Genomic DNA, 15,974 nt, shown 5'->3' on the forward strand with positions numbered 1-15,974 from the left:
CCCACCCCACCCCCGCAGGGCCGGGGCCGGCCAGAACGGGCGCGCTCGGCGGCCCAGGGGCAGGAACAGCCGCCCCGGGCCCGAGGGGGCCGTGGGGTGGTCGAGGTCGCTCTACAGCTCGAAGGCGATGCGCTCGATGTCGGACAGCTCGACGTCCAGGCCCTGGGCGCGCTGTCCGCCGTCGCGGAAGTAGACCTCGCCGAGCACGTCCGCGGTGGCCCGCTGGAGCTCGCGGTCGGTGGCGCCGGCGGCCTGCGCGTCGAGGAGGCGCGCGGCCTGGTGAGGCGGGAGGGCGAGGGGGAGGTGGCGTGTGCGGGCGTCATCGGTGCTGCCCGGAGCGGCGGTGAACCCGAAGCGGGCACGGATATCAATCATCAGGCCTTCGGAGGTGGATGCGGCCTTGCGGGCGCGGGCCCGGACCTGCGGCTGCCAGCGGCGGCGCACTTCGGCGGTCATGCGGGCGGCCAGCTCGGCGCGGGGGCGCTTGATCTGGCCCTTCGCGTAGCGCTCGACGGTGCGCTGGGAGACGCCGAGGAGGGCCGCGACGGCGCGGGTGCCGCCGTGCTGGCGTACGAGGTAGCGCACCTGGGCGCCGGCGGACTTCGGGACCGGCCGGGTGAACGCGCCCGTCAGGGCGTCGTGCAGAGCGGCGTCGATGGTCACAGACGGGACCCTTCTACGGGTGGGACGGCGAGCCGGCACGAAGGAGAGGCCCTGCATGGCGGTCCGAACGCCTCCCGCGCCTCGCCGAACCAGGAGGGGGCCCGGAGCCAGGCAGAGGGGCCGTCAGGGGGCTTGGGCGGCCCGGCGGTACTGCCCCCGGAAGGTGGACCTCCTGGGCGCCGGGCCTCGCCCGCGCACGCCATATCGGCACGGGCTGGCCCCGACCCTACCGGGGCGCGGTGGGGTCGGTACCGGGGTCCGCGGGACCGGCCCCGAGCGGACGCCGGCCAGAGCCCGGCGCGGCCGCGGGGCGGTCCGGGGCGGCGGTCCACTCCGCTGCGGCGGCGAGGCCGGCGGCAGCGCGGGCCCACCGGTCGGACGGGAGCCGGTCGGGGACGTCGGGGCCGGGGCCGAGCGGGCGACGGTGGGGTGGTGGCGCGGTGCTCACCCGGCCAATCTCCCCCGCCCTGGCGGGGTGCCAGAACTCTCCGGCAGTCGGCCGCCGTCGCCCGGCGCCCCGGCCCGCCCGGCGAGGGAGAAGGGGAAGACCTCTCCTGGACCTGCCAGGAGAGGTGTCGGCGTCGGAATCGGCTGACCCACCGGTGCTGACCAGCACGGACACCCGGCCCGGCTCGGAGGGTCCGCAACCGGTGATGCAACCGGTGGCGCAACCAGTGGTGCAACTGGTGGCGCAACCGGTGACGCAACCAAGCACCGGGATCGGGCGGATGGCCGCCGGAGGCTGACCCGCACCCGCGGAAGCGGCCGGCGGGCCGCGACGTGGACGGCGGTGCGTCACCGAGGAGAAGACCTCTCTGTGGAGCAGGAGAGGTGTCGGCGTCTGAATCGGCTGACCCATCGGCTCTGACCTGTGGCAATGAACGGGCTCGTGGAACAGGTAGGCAACCGGTGAGGCACCCGGTAGAGCAACTTGTAAGGCAACCGGTGAAGCAATCAAACGCCGGGCCCGGGCAGGTGGCCGCCGGAGACTGACCCGCACCCACGGAAGCGGCCGGCGAACTGCGGCGTGGACGGCGGTACGTCACCGAGATGACGTACGCGCGGCAGCGGTGACGTACGGGGCGGGCGCGGCTGGGCCCGTGGTCCTGGTGCTCGAGGACGCCCCCTGCGCGGTGCGGTTCGGGCGGTGGCTGGCGGAGTGACCCATTCGCTGACCCTCGCAGGTCAGCGCGGTGCGGGGCGGTGGTTGGTGAGGCCGGTGGTGAGCGCGGTGGTGAGTGAAGAGGGGCTGTGGTGAGTGCCGCCGGCGGTGCTCACCACAGCCGGTCAAGGGGGTTGTCGGTTGAGGACCTGGACCTCGACGGCGTGGACGGTGAACGGCGTCTGCCTGGTCTCGGTGAGGGTGTCGGCGTCCTCGAGGGCGGGTGCCTCCCACTCGATGGTCCAGGTCGAGGTGGCGGTGCCCTTGTAGTCGGCCGCACGGGTGTAGAGGTGGCCGCAGTCCGGGGACATCGTCATGCCCCGGCCGGCGGTGTAGGGGGTGCCGGGACCGGCGCAGGTGATGGTGGTGCCGTCGCCCATGTCCCAGCGGACCGACGTCACGCGGGCGGTCGCGGTGACCGTGACCGTGCCGGCCGACGCGGACACCGGCCCGCATGCCCGCCCCGCACACGGCGAATCCCTCCGCCCCGGTGAGCCTGGACCGGCTCAAGCGGCTGGCAGCATGAAACCCAGCCCGGCACCGAGCGAGCGCCGGCCCGAGCCCGGCGTGGGCGCCGGATCGTACTGGACACCGCGAGCACCCCAGGTACAAGCGGGAAGATCCGCCCACCCAACGGCTGGCGTCCGGCAGACGGGCGGGTGGGTGGGCGGGTGGCGGACAGGACGACCGCCCCGCACCCGAAGGAAGGTACGGGGCGGGGCGGTCGCAGAACCACGGGCCCGGCGGCCGGGGGAAGGGCCGCGGGCGCGGTGGTCGAGTGCAGTCCCATGCGCTCAACCATCCGCCGGCGCCCGGACCGAGCCACCGCCGACGCCCGCCTCAAGCCGCTCGCGCGGAGGGTTCACGACCAAGTTCGACCTGAGCGCAGACGGCCGCTGCCGCCCGCTGTCCCTGGTCGTCACGCCGGGGCAGCGGGTGGACCGCACTCAGTTCGAACCGGTGCCGGGGAAGATCCGCGTGCCCCGGTTCGGACCGGGCAGGCCCCGCAAGAAGCCGGACAGGATGGCCGCGGACAAGGCTTGCAGCAACGGGCCCTGCCGCGATTACCTGCGACGGCGCGGCACCCCGCACGCCTCCCCGAGAAGACCGACGGCCAGGGCGCCCGTCTGCGCAAAGGCTCACGAGGCGGGCGCCCACCGGGGTTCGGCGAAGAGCGGCGCCAGAAACGCGACACCGTCGAACTCGCGATCGGCCGGCTCGAGCGCCCCAGAGCAGTGGCCGCCCGCTGCGACAAGCGCGGATACGTCTTCCTCGGCACCACGACCGCCGCAGCCCTCGCCGTCTGGCTCCGCACGTGGCGGCTGGACAAGTTCTAGGCGAACACCGCCTTGACCAGTGTCCGCTTCACCTCCTCGAACGTCCCGGCCATGGTGGGCAGGTCCATTTCGGCGTCCCCGGAGGTCAGCGAGCCGGTCAGGGTCTTGGTGCCGTCGGGCGTGCTGTACATCAGCGCGCCCCAGCCCCAGAACCCTCCGTTGTGGTGGAGGACGGTGCCGCCGCCGTCCAGCTCCTGCACGAACACCCCCAGGCCGTAACCCATCGTGGGGTCCGCGACGCGCATCTCGGCCAGCAGCTCGGTCGAGATGAGGTTGCCGCTGTTCAGCGCGGAGAAGAACGTGTGGAGGTCCCGGCTGGTCGAGATCATGTCGCCGGCGGCGGATATCCAGGAGGGGTTGAAGCGGGTGGTGTCGACTACTTTCCACTCTCCGGCGTCGTCGTAGCCGAAGTAGCCGTGGGCGTGCGGCTCGGGGATGTCCTCCCGGGTCTCCGGCAGTAGGGTGCCCGTCAGACCGAGCGGGCCCAGGATCAGCCGGTGCGTCTCCTCGGGCAGCGAGCGACCGGTGACCTGCTCGATCAGCAGCCTGGCCAGGACATAGTTGGTGTTGGAGTAGCTCCAGGCCGTCCCCGGCTCGAACCGCGCCGGCTTCGCCAGCGCCCCCCGCACCAGCTCCTCCGGCCGGTAGGTCGCGTGCTGCAGGTCCACCCACTCCTTGCCCCATCCGGCGACCACACCGGGCTCGACCGACCCGTCCTCGGCGAACTCCCCGGTGAAGTTGAACAGCCCGCTGGTGTGCTGCAGGAGCATCCGCACCGTGATCCGCCGGTCGAGCGCGAACTCGGGCAAGAGGTCGGCTACCGGGTCCTCAAGGCCGAGCCGGCCCTCGGCCACCAGCTGCAGGACGGCGGTCGCGACGAAGGTCTTGGTGACGCTGCCGACCCGAAAATGCCCGTCGGCCGGCGGCTTTGCGGGCCGGCCCAGCTCGCTCACCCCGGCGCTGCCGACCCACTCGCCGAGCTCGTCGTTCACGCGCAGCTGGACGCCGGAGAAACCGGCGTCGACGATCTCCTGCATGGCCTTCCGCAGCTCGGGGCGGTCCTGGGCGGCGGCGGTGTTCTGCTCGGTCATGCTGATTCCTCATCTCGCGTCAGCGGGTGTGAGGTGAGCGTGGACCCTGACCCAAGGTCAAGGTCAAGGCAATAGAGGAGCGTTACTCTCACCCCATGGCAGAGGGGCTCACGATCGGTCAGGCCGCGGCTTTCGTCGGGATCACAGTCAAGACGGTGCGGCACTACCACCGGCTCGGTCTGGTCGCCGAACCGGAACGGGACCATTCCGGCTACCGGCGCTACGGGTCGGCCGACCTGCTGCGCCTTGTCCAGGTCAGGGCCCTGGCCGGGGCAGGCGTGCCGCTGGCCGAGATCGGCGAGCTCCTCGACGCCGAGCCCGAGCGGTTCGCCACAGCCCTGGACGACGTCCGCCGCCGGCTCACCGAACAGATCGAGGAGCTGACCGCCCGCCGCGACACCCTGCACCGGCTCGCCCACGGTGACCGCGCCCTGCTGCCCGACCGGGCCTGCGCGGTCCTGGAGCGACTCGCCGAGCTCGGCTTCAGCCCCGACTACGTCACCACCCAGCGGGAGGCCCTGGTGCTGTCGCGGGCGCTGACTTCCGAGGTCTTCGACCTCTTCCTGGCCAACCTCGAGCACCGGCTCGACGACCCCGAGTTCGTCCATCTGACCAAGCGCGGCTGGGAGGCAAGGTCCTGGGATCCCGATGACCCGCGGATCGAGGAACTGGCCTCGGCGGTGGCCGCCAACCTGCTGGGCGCCCGCGCGCTGCTGACGCTGCCGGCCGGGCGACCGCACGGGCCCGACGCGGCCTCCCGGTACGGCGTGGTCAACCACCACCGGGTGGACGAGGCACCGTCCATCGCCCGGCTGAACGGGCTGGTCGAGGGGCACCTGCGCGCGGCGGGCATCGATATCCCGCGTCAGTGACGGACTGCTGCGAACTTGATCGCCCGGACAGGGCCCAGTTCACGAAAGGGGGCCATCCCCGCGCGAGCAGCCGTGTTCCAGGCCCTGACCGCCGCCGGGCACGGCGTGCGGGAAGCGACGAGAGCGTCTTCCGGCTGGAGGCCGGGGCCGTCGCCCCTGCCCACAACGGCATCTCCGAGAGCAGCGTCCCCGCCGGATCCGCCGCGGGCTGGGGCGCGGTGGTCGAGTCGGTCTGCAGCGAACTGCTGACCATCGCGGGCGCGACCGCCGCCCAGCACGGGCACGCCGCCTCCAGCGCCCAGCGGGCCGCACACCTCCCGCAGCGGCCCTCCCCCGGGACGGGGGCGGGCCATCGACGCCGGGCGAGGAGTACTGCGGTCAGGGCGCCGATGCCGCCAGCGAGAGAGCGGACAGGACGACCGCCCCGCACCCGAAGGAAGGTACGGGGCGGGGCGGTCGCGGAACCACGGGCCCGGTGGCCGGGGGGAAGGGCCGCGGGCGCGGTGGTCGAGTGCAGTCCCATGCGCTCAACCATCCGCCTGCCCCCGAACCACACCCCCACACCCCACGACCTCCACAACCGCCGCAAAGCCGGCAGGACGGCGACCGGGCGCGGGTCAGCTCTTCGGCGCCGGGGAGGGAGAGGGCGGCGCCGGGGGCGGGGGGTTGGTCGTCGAGGACGCTGGGGCGGGGGGTGGCGGTCTCGGTCGTCGTGCCGTTGCCGATCGGGGTGAACAGCATCAGCACGGTGACGTCGAAGGTCCGCGAATCGATTCGCGGACCTCGGCCCGGCCCGGATAGCGGATGAGCCGGGTAACGGCCCTCGCACTCGCGGAAGGTCGATCGTCCCCGTCACACGTGCCCTGACCAGGGGGCGTAGATGGCCTGGGGAGAGCTCATGGTGGGTCGCGCCGCCGTGTTTGGGATTCACGTGGCCTCACTGAGGCTCACTGAGGATCTTCGGAGTAGTCGCCGATCGGGTGAGGGCCGTCCGTGGATGGCGGGTGAGGCGTTCGGGCGGTGGTGCGAGATGTCCGGGCTCTCGAACCACCGGGACAGGGGGCTCGTACAACCTCTGCTCCTGGTCGATGGTCATACGGGTCGGTCCGCGGATCTTTGTAGGCCTCCCCGTCTTCGTCTGGAGAGCTTGTGCTTGTTGTGCGTGTAGCTCGGCGTCGTACCGCCGCCGCCATCGCCACCGTCCTCGCCGTCACCCTCGGCGCCGGGGCACTGGCCGTCCCCTCCGCCGTCGCGGACTCCGCACCGGGCGCGGTCACGGAGACGCGGGAGGCGGTCGCGCGGATGCCCGTGAACCACGCCATCGAGGCGGGTGGCGGCGCCGGGTTCTTCAGCACCTACTTCGGCGACCCGTCGAGAGTCACCTGGACGAGCTACAAGGACGGCACGACCAGTTCCTTCGGGGGAGACCTGATGGTGGCCGGCGGCGACCTGTACGTCGACCACCAGGACAAGACCGTCGTCGACATGGCGACCGGGGCCCGCTACCGACTGCCCGAGCACGACGCCCAGGCAGTGGGCGTCGCCGGACCGTACGTCTTCACCACCCTCGCCCTCGACACCACCGACGGCACCGGGTCCGGCCCCTTCCTCTCGGCCCACACCTCCCAGGGCACGCGCCGGATCACCGGGCTGCCCGCCGGCGCCGAGGACTTCAAGGTCCGGCCCGGTACCGACGAGCACGGCGTCGTCACCTTCACGGGCGCCGACGGCGCCCGGTACCACGGTCTCGTGGACCTCGAAGCGGGGAAGGTCACCGAGACCTACCGGACCCCGGGCACCGGGGCGTTCGCCGTCTCGGACACCCGGGTCGCCTGGGTGGAGAACGACGCGGCCGGCACGGCCCAGGCGGTCGTCGTCACCCGGGGCACGACCGACCGGAGGACCGTCGCGCTCGGCCCGGCGAAGTCCCAGCCCGTGATCGGCCTGGTCGGCGACTGGCTCCTCGACGGCGTGGTCCCCCGGCTCGCGAAGGAGGCGACGCCCTACCCCGGCCTGCGCGCCCGGAGCCTCACGGCCGCCACCGCCGCGCCGGTCAAGCTGCTCGACCGCTTCGAGGAACTGGTCCCGGACACCAGCGGCGGCATGCTGGCCGGCGGCGGCCGGCTCGGGACGGGCGACGGCGCCTACCGCGTCACCGCGGGGGCGGACGGCAGGCCGGTCGCCACCTTCGTCGCGGCGAACGGCTGGCCGACGGAGACCGCCGAGATGAAGCCCCTCTCGGTGCCCACCGGAACGGTGAACCTGGACGACGTCTCGTCCGTCCCGTTCGACTGGTACCTGAACCACTGGGACACGAAGGTCACGGTGCAGCTGCGGCACGTCCGCACCGGCAGGACCTACGACTGGGTGATGGACGGCTACGACGAGGCCGGCGGCTGGGACAGCGATTACCGCCAGGGCTTCCCCTTCGGTCCCTCGTGGTCGGGAACGCTCGGCGACGCGAACAGGTTCGGCGAGCCCAACACCCGCATGGCCTACAACGGCGCGTACACCTGGGAGATGACCGCCGAGCCGTGGACCGGCGTCGGCCCGGCCCTGAAGAGGTCCGGCTCCTTCGCCGTCACCCGTTCGGCGAAGCCGCACGACTTCGACGACGACGGCGCCCCCGACCTGCTGGCCCGGGACGCCTCCGGCGTCCTCTGGTCGGACACCGCCTTCCGCGACAGCCGGTACAGCAGCGAGGTCGACGTTCCGAAGACCCGGATCGGCGGCGGCTGGCAGATCTACGACCGGATCGAGGCCACCGGCAACCTCGCGGGCTCGTCCCACGCGGACGTCGTCGCCCGTGACAAGGCGGGCGTCCTGTGGCTCTACCAGGGCAACGGGCTCGGCGGGTTCGCCCGCCGCGTCCAGGTCGGCGGCGGCTGGCAGACCTACGACAGGCTCACCGGCGGTTCCGACTTCACCGGCGACGGCCGCCCCGACCTCCTCGCCGCCGACAAGACCGGCGTCCTGTGGCTCTACAAGGCCACCGGCAGCACCACCAGGCCCTTCGAGACCCGCAAGCGGATCGGCCCCGGCTGGGGCGTCTACAACCAGATCACCGCCCCCGGCAACATCGCCGGCGCGGGCGCCGGAGACCTCCTCGCCCGCGACAAGGACGGCGTCCTGTGGATGTACCTCGGCAAGGGCGACGGCACCTTCACCCGGCGCAGCCTCATCGGCGGCGGATTCGCACGCTACGGCGAACTCGTCGGGGCGGGCGACTACGACAGCGACGGCAAGAACGACCTCCTCGCCTACGAGTCCGCCACCAAGAGGACGTACTACTTCTCCGGTACGGGCGGGCGCGACGTCCCGTTCCGCCTGGCCCGTGTCAGCACGACGCTCTACGCGTCGGGCTCGCACAACCTGTTCGGCTGACAGCGGTCCCTCCTACGCCTCGTCGCTGCCGTCGTAGGCAGATCAACGGCGAGGAACCGCCGCGCTGCCTCCACGAGGGCACGAGCAGCTCGGGGCGTCCTCCGGACCATAAATTTTCGGGACGCCCGCTGAGGCATCAGAACGCTGTCGTGTGCCTGGCAGGGCCACCGCTCAGAGGTAAGCACGTCCCCATACCCAGCGCCCTGCGTTCCTGAGAGCAGTAAGGCTCGGCACGGGCTCAGCCCTACGCGCGACCGGGGCGGGCGTCCCTCGCCAGGATGCGGACGGCCTTGGCGAGGCGGGCGAGGCCGACGTCGGCGCGGGTCTGGTCGGCCGCCGAGGCTGCATCGACTCGGCACCGGCCAGGTCGGCCCGGCAGGCGTCTGTTCCGCGAGCCGACCGACAGAGCACAGGGCGCAGCGGTAGGACTGCTACAGCTCGAAGGCGGTGCGCTCGAAGGCGGTGCGCTCGATGTCCAGGCCGTGGGCGCGGTGTCCGCCGTCGCGGAAGTAGACCTGGCCGAGTACGTCGGCGGTGGCCCGCTGGAGCTCGTGGTCCGTGGCGCCGGCGGCCTGGGCGTCGAGGAGTCGGGTGGCGGGGTGGGGCGGGAGGGCGAGGGGGAGGTGGCGTGTGCGGGCGTCGTCGGTGGTGCCGGGGGCAGCGGTGAAGCCGAAGCGGGCCCGGACGTCGATCGTCAGGCCCTCGGTGGTGGAGGCGGCCTTGCGGGCGCGGGCGGGGACCTGGGGCTGCCAGCGGCGGCGGACCTCGGCGGTCGTCTTCTCGGCGAGCCCGGCGCGGGGGCGCTTGATCTGGTCGCGGACGTAGCGCTCGACGGTGCGCTGGGAGACACCGAGGAGGGTCGCGACGGCGCGGGTGCCGCCCTGGTGCTGGCGTACGAGGTAGCGGACCTGGGCGCCGGCGGACTTCGGGATCGGGCGGGTGAACGCGCCCGTCAGGGCGTCGTGCAGAGCGGCGTCGATGGTCATGGCGGGGCTCCTTCGGGGTCGGCGGCCGGTGGCGGGTGGGGGTCAGCGGGTGAGATCGCGGAGGGGACCGCGACGAGGGTGATGTCGCCGGCGAGGCGCAGGAGCTTCATCTTGGTGGGCGCGATGCGGGCGAGGGCCTGGAGCTGGGCGACGCGGTGGTCCGCGGCGAGGGTCTCGGTGATGGCGGCGGGGTCGGCGGTGGCGAGGCAGATGAACCCGCTGCGGTCCCCGCCCGGGTCCAGGCGGGGGCGGATGACGAGAAGCGCGAGGACGACGCTGCCGACGAGCACGGTGGCGGCGAGGACGGCGAGGAGGAGCGAGAGGCAGGCGAGGTCGGTCCCGGCGAGGCTGAGGGCTGCGACGAGGAGGCCGTCGGGGCCAGGAGTAAGCCGCTCTTGGTGTCGGTGAGGCTGAGGTCGCCGACGGTGTGGGCGAGGGCGGCGTCGAGCGTGGCCGAGGCGCGGTCCGGCACGGTCGTGGTCGTCGTGGTCACGGCGGGGGCATTCCGGGCAGGTGGACGGGCGCACGGTCGGATGGGTCCGCGCGGGACGCTCTGTGCGGAGTGGAGGCGCTGTGCGGCGATCTGAGGGGCGATCACCCCTCCGGCGGCCGGGAGGGAGGAGCGGTCAAGGGTGCGGGGCCGTCAGATCGCCGTACAGGGCGTTCCCGTAAGTTCCCACTTCCGATGTCAGGCGCCGATGCTGTGACCTGGACGTTCCTCTTCAGTCTCACGACGGGTCGGCCCGTGGCTTTCCCAGGGCGATGTCATTTCCTCAGACTGTCCGTCAGACATCCGTTTCCCCCGCTCACGCACGGTCACTACGTGCTCGATGCGGTTGGTGACGTCCTTCTCGGATGCCGCGTCCAGGGTCTCCGGGATCTCGTCGAAGGTCTCGGGCAGGACGTCGAGCAGACCCCCTAATCTGTTCGCCCGTGCAGACGGTCAGCAGCTGCTGGCGCCTCCACCGCAGCGGCGCCTCGGGACGGTGCGCGAGCCGCTGCACGAGCGTCGGGAACAGGTAGTTCGCCGCCCCTGTGGCGAGGTGCGTTTGGAGCCGGGCGACAGGGAGTCGCTGGCTGAAGCCGTGCCCGGCGGCCTCCTGGGCCAGGTCAAGGAGCTGCCTGGTGTCGACGGCTCGGACGGTGCGAGGGAAAGCTGATCCCATGCCAAGATGATGCCAAGGAGCCCCGCCATGAGGTCACCGGGCGGTGTCAGAGCCGTGCTGGAGGATCGAGTCATGCTGATTGCGACTGACGAGGCGGGCCGAGTGATCAAGAAGCCCTCGAAGCCGGCGATAGGCAGGATGCTGGCCAACCTCCGGCGCGGTGATGCGCATCTGGTGCTGGAGCGCGTGGAGGAGGGACTGGAAGGCAGCTGGTATGTCCAGGTGTTGCTGCGCGACGACAACACGTACCAACTCGAATTCCGGGACGGTGTGGCGGCCGAGCACTATCAGACGCGGACCATCTCCCAGGAGAAGGTCTTGACCGCGGTGCTCGGCTGGGCGGTCGGCAAGGCCGACTGGAAGGTCGACTTCATGTGGAACAACATCGGCTCACAGTTCGAGGCGGATGACACTCGGCGCCAGAGCTGACACGCCCCGGTGCTGAAAACTGCTACGACCCTCTTACCGAAGGGGATCAGTTTCATGGCCTGGCCACGTTCAGGGGCCGACGCCGCACCCACAAAAGCTGTCCGTCGCTTCCATTTCCGCTCCCGAGTCGCAGTTTCCCGTGGCAGCACGATGCTCCCGCCCCACTCGGATGAGGTACGGCAGCGCCCTGCGCATCTCGGTTCGGTGTCGGATCCGGCTTCCATCCGACACCGAACGTGATATTCCGACACGAAATTTGAGACCCCACACCGTCCCGGAGACTTACTACGCCCTCCGAAGTCCCCTATCAGCACACATGCTGAACAGGGGAAGCAGAGGGTCGAGCCATCAGGTTCAGGCCTCCCGCAGATCCTTGGTAAGCACACCCCACCGTCCCGCACCGAACACCACCAGCCCCCGCCGGCCGCTCGCCCGAGAAACCCCGAACCGCGGGCGCGGGAAGCAGCCGGCAACGGACGCGGACCGACTCCAGCTCCAGGGACCGTCCCCGCACGAGCGGCGAGACCTCGGCGCGAGGCCCATCCCCGCGAGAGCGAGGAGCAGGCGGCGATGAGCTGGGGCGCAAGGGTGTCGACGGGGCCATCCCCGCGGATGCGGGGAGCAGCCGATGGGCGGCCGCATCGGCAGGGTGCTTCAGGGGCCATCCCCGCGCGAGCGGGGAGCAGGGGTGCCACCAACGGCCGGCCGAAGCGGGGCGGCGTGCGGCGTGGCGGAAGACCGACCGGGCCGTACGCATCGCCGTCGCCACAGAACTCGCCCCCCCTCGCCCCTGAGGCGGCCGGCGAACTGGTCCAGCCGCTTCTGAAAGGCCTGGACGCTTCCCTGCGCATGATCCGGAGCCAGGCACTGCTGGGCCCCCTCGCCGAACTGCTGCCCCTGGCCACCCGTCTCCCGGCGGAACAGCAAGAGCTCCTCGGCACGGCAATGGCGACAGCACAAGCACAGCTGAATCAGCGGAGCGCGTGGCTTTATCCACGAGAACGGACAGCAGATGTTCACCACTTCGGGAGGCACCACTACCTGGTGCTGTTCGATTGCGCAGCTCCGGAGTGTGAGCACCGGCGTCGTCTGGCAGTCGGCTAGAAGAGACCGGCTTGCATGTGGTGCGTGAGGTTGTCGAGGATCTCGCGCAGCAGCGGACTGCGGACCGCCGGCAATCGGACCAGGGTGTGCTGGAAGGTTCCCGGGTCGGCTCGGAACAGGTGGTGGGGGCGTGGCGGGGGCGGGTCGTCGCGCAGTACGCCGTCGGGCATGGTTCCCGAGGTGGGGAGGTAGAGGTGTGGTTCGGGGAAGGCCATCCACATCCATATCCCGAACGGCAGTGGCACCGGGCGTGCAGATGTGTCCGGGCCGGCCGGGCTCCAGAGTTCTCCTGTCTGCGGGTGGGTTGGCACGAGGATCATGTCGGCGTCCGGACCGGGGGCGGACAGCCCCGGACCGGCCAGGACGGCACGTCGCGCTGGCTGGTCCGCGGGCAGCAGGGCGTCGAGGGCGCGTTGGAGCACTTCCGTGATCAGGCCGGGCGGGACCGTCACCGGTCGGCCGTCGGAAGCTGCCAGGAGGTGGGCCAGGGCCCGACCGGCTGCCGCTTCCCACTGTGGGCTCCATGACCACCAGTGGTCCAGCCCGCGGAGCGAGCCCCATCTGCTGATCGGCTCCATCGGGGGCGTGGCTACCGCCTCCTCCAGCAGTTCCTCCCAGGAGAGGATTGCGGTGTCGGAGTCGGTGTCGTCGACGGGGAGGCGGTGCACGGCGTCCGGCGCGAGCCAGACCGCCTGCCAGAGTGAGCAGTCGTCGATCCGGCTCGCCACCGGCAGGCCGCACGCCTCGCAGGCCATGTTGGGGCCGTCACCCCAGTCGAGGCCGCAGCAGTAGCCGCCGGCTTCGTGCGGGATGAGCACGGTGCCGCGGGTATCCCCGGGGGCGATGACGACGGTGCCGGGTGCGCTGTCGGACAAGGCGTAGAGCGGAGCGTAGATACCGCGGGCCGCCGCCTCGGCCGGGTCGATTTCCTCCCACCTCCGCCACGGCGGCCCCCAGGGCTCCGGTTCCACGGCGAATGTGCCCGACTCCATGAGCACCGGGAGCTGGATCCCGTTCCCGTACTTCTGATGGGCATGAACCGGCAGCGCGACCGGGGACAGCGGGATGGTCAGCTCGGCGCCACATCCCGCACACACGAAAACGAACAAATGTCCTCCGCGAAGAAAGCAGGGGGCATCGTCGCAGCTCTGTGGCGGACCTTCCACGTGTTTTCTCATCTGCGGCGCGGGACTGTGCACCGCCACGGTGTGTAACGCACCGTTCGAATCCCCGACGTGCCAAGTGCCTCCCGAAGTGGTGAACATCTGCTGTCCGTTCTCGTGGACAAAGCCAAGCGCGCGGTCCTGGCAGCCGGAAGACGTCCTCGTACAGGCCTTCCTGCGCATCGAAGCCGGCGAGGAACCCGACAGGCAACTCGCCTGGCTGACACAGGACCTGACCAACCGGGGAACCGGGCACTTTCCGACCGCTGCACTGGCTATGCTCCACGCGGCCCTGGGAGACCTCGAGGCGGCTGAACGGGTAGCCGCGCTGCCCGCCGCCCGTCACCAACGGGCCACCGTGCTGACGGCCGTCGCCTCGCACCTCGCCCGTATCCCCTGCCGCCCCAGCCCGCTCCCCCACACCGCCGGAACCGACCCCTTCACCCGCGCCATCCGCAACCTGGCCCTGAAAAACACCCCCGCCGCACCCCCGGACCACGACACAGCAAGCACCATGCTCCACCGCGTCATGTCCACGCCCACCTGGCACCAGGCCCTCCCCGCCCTCGCCCCCCCGCACCCTGCTGACCCGATACCAGCAGGCGGTCCACATTGGGCGGTCCGGCAACACGGCCCGTGCGGTGGACGTACTTACGGGAGCTCGCCGAGGACCAGGTCCGCGTCTACGGCAGCCACGACCACACCAAGGTTCAAAGCCCTGCTGATGGCCGGCGGCTCCGGCCGGCAAGGGCGCCGTGCCCGTCGGTTCGGGTCGTTCCGGTTCCGCCCCCGGTCCTGCCTTTCACACGTCCAACGGGCCCGTCGCCCTTCGGTGTCAACGGCGAGCCCATGCTGCCGAGCCCGGCTTCAAGTCCAGAACCACGACCTCCGCCGAAACCGCCCGCCTGGCTCTGGCCTGGCTTCTTCCTCGCAGAGGGCGGCGGGGTGTCCTCCGCTGCGGGGGATCGTTCAGGGGGAGGCGGGCTGCGTGTCGGCCGGGGGCACCGCGCTGGTGTCGGGCCGACGTAGGGTGGAGGTCTTTCGTGGTCGTGAGTTCGCGCCGACGCCAAGGAGTGGGATTGTTCGCTGACGTGTCGGTGCTGGCGGCCGGGAGACGTCATTCGGTGGGGCGGCGGTTCGACGGAACGGTTCTCGCGGTGGGCAATGGTGCCGCCGGTGAATGCCGCGTCGAGCGGTGGGAGGACGTCGTCGCGGTGGCGGCCGGCAACGTCCACACCGCAGCGAACACCGGCAAGTCCCATACGGTGGGGCTCCGGTCGGACGGCACGGTGCTGGCGACGGGGTGGAACGGCGACGGGCAGTGCGAGGTCACCGCATGGCACGGTGTGACGGCCGTGGCCGCGGGCTGGCGGCGCACGCTCGGGCTCCTCGCCGACGGCCGCGTGCTGGCCGTCGGCCGGAGCGCGGAAGGCCAGTGCGACGTGCGGAGCTGGCGCGAGGTGGTCGCGCTGTGCTGTGGTGACTGGCACTCGGCCGGTCTCCGGTCGGACGGTCGTGCGCTGGCGGTGGGGAACAACCGGAGAGGGCAGTGCGCCGTCGACGGGTGGCGTGACCTGGTGGCCGTATCGGCCGGGGCTGTGCATACCGTCGGCCTGGGAGCCGACGGGCGGGCGGTGGCGGCCGGGGACCGGGCGAGCGGGGCGTGCGCGGTCGAGGGCTGGGAGGACGTGGTGGCGCTCGACGCGGGCAGTCACCACACTGTCGGGGTCACAGCGTCCGGGCGCGTCCTGGCGGCGGGAGACAACAGCCATGGACAGTGCGAGGTCGGCCGTTGGCGCGGGATCGTCGCCGTGGCGGCCGGCTCGACGCACACGCTCGGCCTGCGTGCCGACGGCACGGTCGTGACCGCGGGGAACAATGCCCACGGACAGTGCGATGTCGGTGCGTGGTCCGGAGTCCGGCCGCTGTAGCGGCGGACCGCACGGCCGTTGGGGGTTCCTGGTGCCAGGGGCCCGGGCCCGCTCACGTTTTTCCGGCGTCCTTCCGGTCGTCGTGCATGTCGAGTGCGGCCAGCCCGTCGCTCCAGCGGGCTCGGCGCTCGGGCTCCTGCTGGTCCCACCACGGCGTGCCGCGTTCTCCGAGGGCGACCTTCGCGGTGTGCACGCGGTCGCGGGCGGCCCGTTCGGCAGCCGTGTCCTGGGCGCGGCGGGCCGTGGCCACGGCCCGCCGCGCGGCCATGAGGTGGGACCGCAGCCGGGCGGCCACGTCCTCGGGCACGTCGGGGTCCGTGGCCCGCCAGCGCCGGCCGTCGATGATCACGTACCGTCCGTCAGGGGTGCGGGCGGGCTTTTGCGCATCAGGCGTCACCTGTCCACCCTGGCAAACGGCCGCTCCCGTACGCCGTCAGCGCCACGCCGCTTCAGCGGCAGGGGAGGGAAGTGAGGCGGGCCCTGCCGCGACTTCTGCGGCCCTGGCGCGGGGTGGCAGGTCCGCGTGCCGTGCCAGGTGCTGGTCGGTTGCGGTGACGACGGGATTCGAACCCGCGAGACAGAGGGGGGCAGGTCCGCCCCGTCCCCGTCACCCGCCGCGGGAGGGACCTCGCCCACGGCGACCGCAATGGACCGCTCTGCCACGCCACCGCAACCTGCGAGAACGC

At 71.9% G+C, this 15,974-nt stretch carries 11 protein-coding genes, 1 tRNA gene and 1 pseudogene; 4 read left to right on the forward strand and 9 right to left on the reverse strand.

Going from position 1 to position 15,974, the window contains the following annotated elements:
* Positions 1–111 precede the first annotated feature (111 nt).
* The 3 genes from tpg (IE287_RS37585) to IE287_RS37595 form a co-directional block, all read right to left on the reverse strand.
* Entirely contained in the window at positions 112–663 is a 552-nt protein-coding gene (gene tpg, locus IE287_RS37585; RefSeq protein WP_189853923.1) for a telomere-protecting terminal protein Tpg, read from the reverse strand.
* A 1,287-nt stretch (positions 664–1,950) separates the two neighbouring features.
* On the reverse strand, positions 1,951–2,271 hold the full coding sequence (locus IE287_RS37590; protein WP_189853924.1) for a hypothetical protein: 321 nt from the start codon (positions 2,269–2,271) through the stop codon (positions 1,951–1,953).
* Positions 2,272–3,158: 887 nt separating this feature from the next.
* A complete protein-coding gene (locus tag IE287_RS37595) occupies positions 3,159–4,253 on the reverse strand; it encodes a serine hydrolase domain-containing protein (protein WP_189853925.1) in 1,095 nt (364 codons plus the stop codon).
* Between the two features lie 95 nt (positions 4,254–4,348).
* On the opposite strand from IE287_RS37595, the gene IE287_RS37600 reads away from it, so the two are divergent.
* Together IE287_RS37600 and IE287_RS37605 are read left to right on the forward strand one after the other, a co-directional pair.
* Entirely contained in the window at positions 4,349–5,125 is a 777-nt protein-coding gene (locus tag IE287_RS37600; protein ID WP_189853926.1) for a MerR family transcriptional regulator, read from the forward strand.
* 1,158 nt (positions 5,126–6,283) lie between these two features.
* Complete coding sequence (locus IE287_RS37605) at positions 6,284–8,509, forward strand: FG-GAP repeat domain-containing protein (RefSeq protein ID WP_189853927.1); 2,226 nt, start codon at positions 6,284–6,286, stop codon at positions 8,507–8,509.
* 431 nt (positions 8,510–8,940) lie between these two features.
* Here IE287_RS37605 and tpg (IE287_RS37610) read toward each other — a convergent pair whose 3' ends face one another.
* The 3 genes and pseudogenes from tpg (IE287_RS37610) to IE287_RS39000 all read right to left on the reverse strand — a co-directional run.
* Positions 8,941–9,495, reverse strand: a complete 555-nt coding sequence (gene tpg / locus IE287_RS37610; protein WP_189853928.1) for a telomere-protecting terminal protein Tpg — start codon at positions 9,493–9,495, stop codon at positions 8,941–8,943.
* Positions 9,492–10,022, reverse strand: a complete 531-nt coding sequence (locus IE287_RS39260) for a Pycsar system effector family protein (protein ID WP_268255024.1) — start codon at positions 10,020–10,022, stop codon at positions 9,492–9,494. The genes tpg (IE287_RS37610) and IE287_RS39260 overlap by 4 nt, the downstream gene beginning before the upstream one ends.
* A 260-nt stretch (positions 10,023–10,282) precedes the next feature.
* Positions 10,283–10,661, reverse strand: a pseudogene (locus tag IE287_RS39000) (hypothetical protein); the annotation flags it as partial.
* A gap of 72 nt (positions 10,662–10,733) precedes the next feature.
* Here IE287_RS39000 and IE287_RS37620 point away from each other — a divergent pair.
* The gene (locus tag IE287_RS37620; protein WP_229884005.1) at positions 10,734–11,090 is read left to right on the forward strand and encodes a hypothetical protein; all 357 of its coding nucleotides are present in this window, start codon (positions 10,734–10,736) and stop codon (positions 11,088–11,090) included.
* Between the two features lie 1,100 nt (positions 11,091–12,190).
* On the opposite strand, the gene IE287_RS37625 is transcribed toward IE287_RS37620, so the two are convergent.
* The gene (locus tag IE287_RS37625) at positions 12,191–13,303 is read right to left on the reverse strand and encodes a hypothetical protein (RefSeq protein ID WP_189853930.1); all 1,113 of its coding nucleotides are present in this window, start codon (positions 13,301–13,303) and stop codon (positions 12,191–12,193) included.
* A 1,178-nt stretch (positions 13,304–14,481) separates the two neighbouring features.
* On the opposite strand from IE287_RS37625, the gene IE287_RS37630 reads away from it, so the two are divergent.
* The gene (locus IE287_RS37630; protein WP_373307995.1) at positions 14,482–15,288 is read left to right on the forward strand and encodes an RCC1 domain-containing protein; all 807 of its coding nucleotides are present in this window, start codon (positions 14,482–14,484) and stop codon (positions 15,286–15,288) included.
* Between the two features lie 52 nt (positions 15,289–15,340).
* On the opposite strand, the gene IE287_RS37635 is transcribed toward IE287_RS37630, so the two are convergent.
* Both IE287_RS37635 and IE287_RS37640 read right to left on the reverse strand, forming a co-directional pair.
* Entirely contained in the window at positions 15,341–15,685 is a 345-nt protein-coding gene (locus IE287_RS37635; protein WP_189853931.1) for a hypothetical protein, read from the reverse strand.
* 152 nt (positions 15,686–15,837) lie between these two features.
* Positions 15,838–15,957, reverse strand: a tRNA-OTHER gene (locus IE287_RS37640).
* Positions 15,958–15,974 lie beyond the last annotated feature (17 nt).

Origin of the sequence: Streptomyces omiyaensis, assembly GCF_014650895.1 — a bacterium.
GTDB lineage: Bacteria > Actinomycetota > Actinomycetes > Streptomycetales > Streptomycetaceae > Streptomyces > Streptomyces omiyaensis.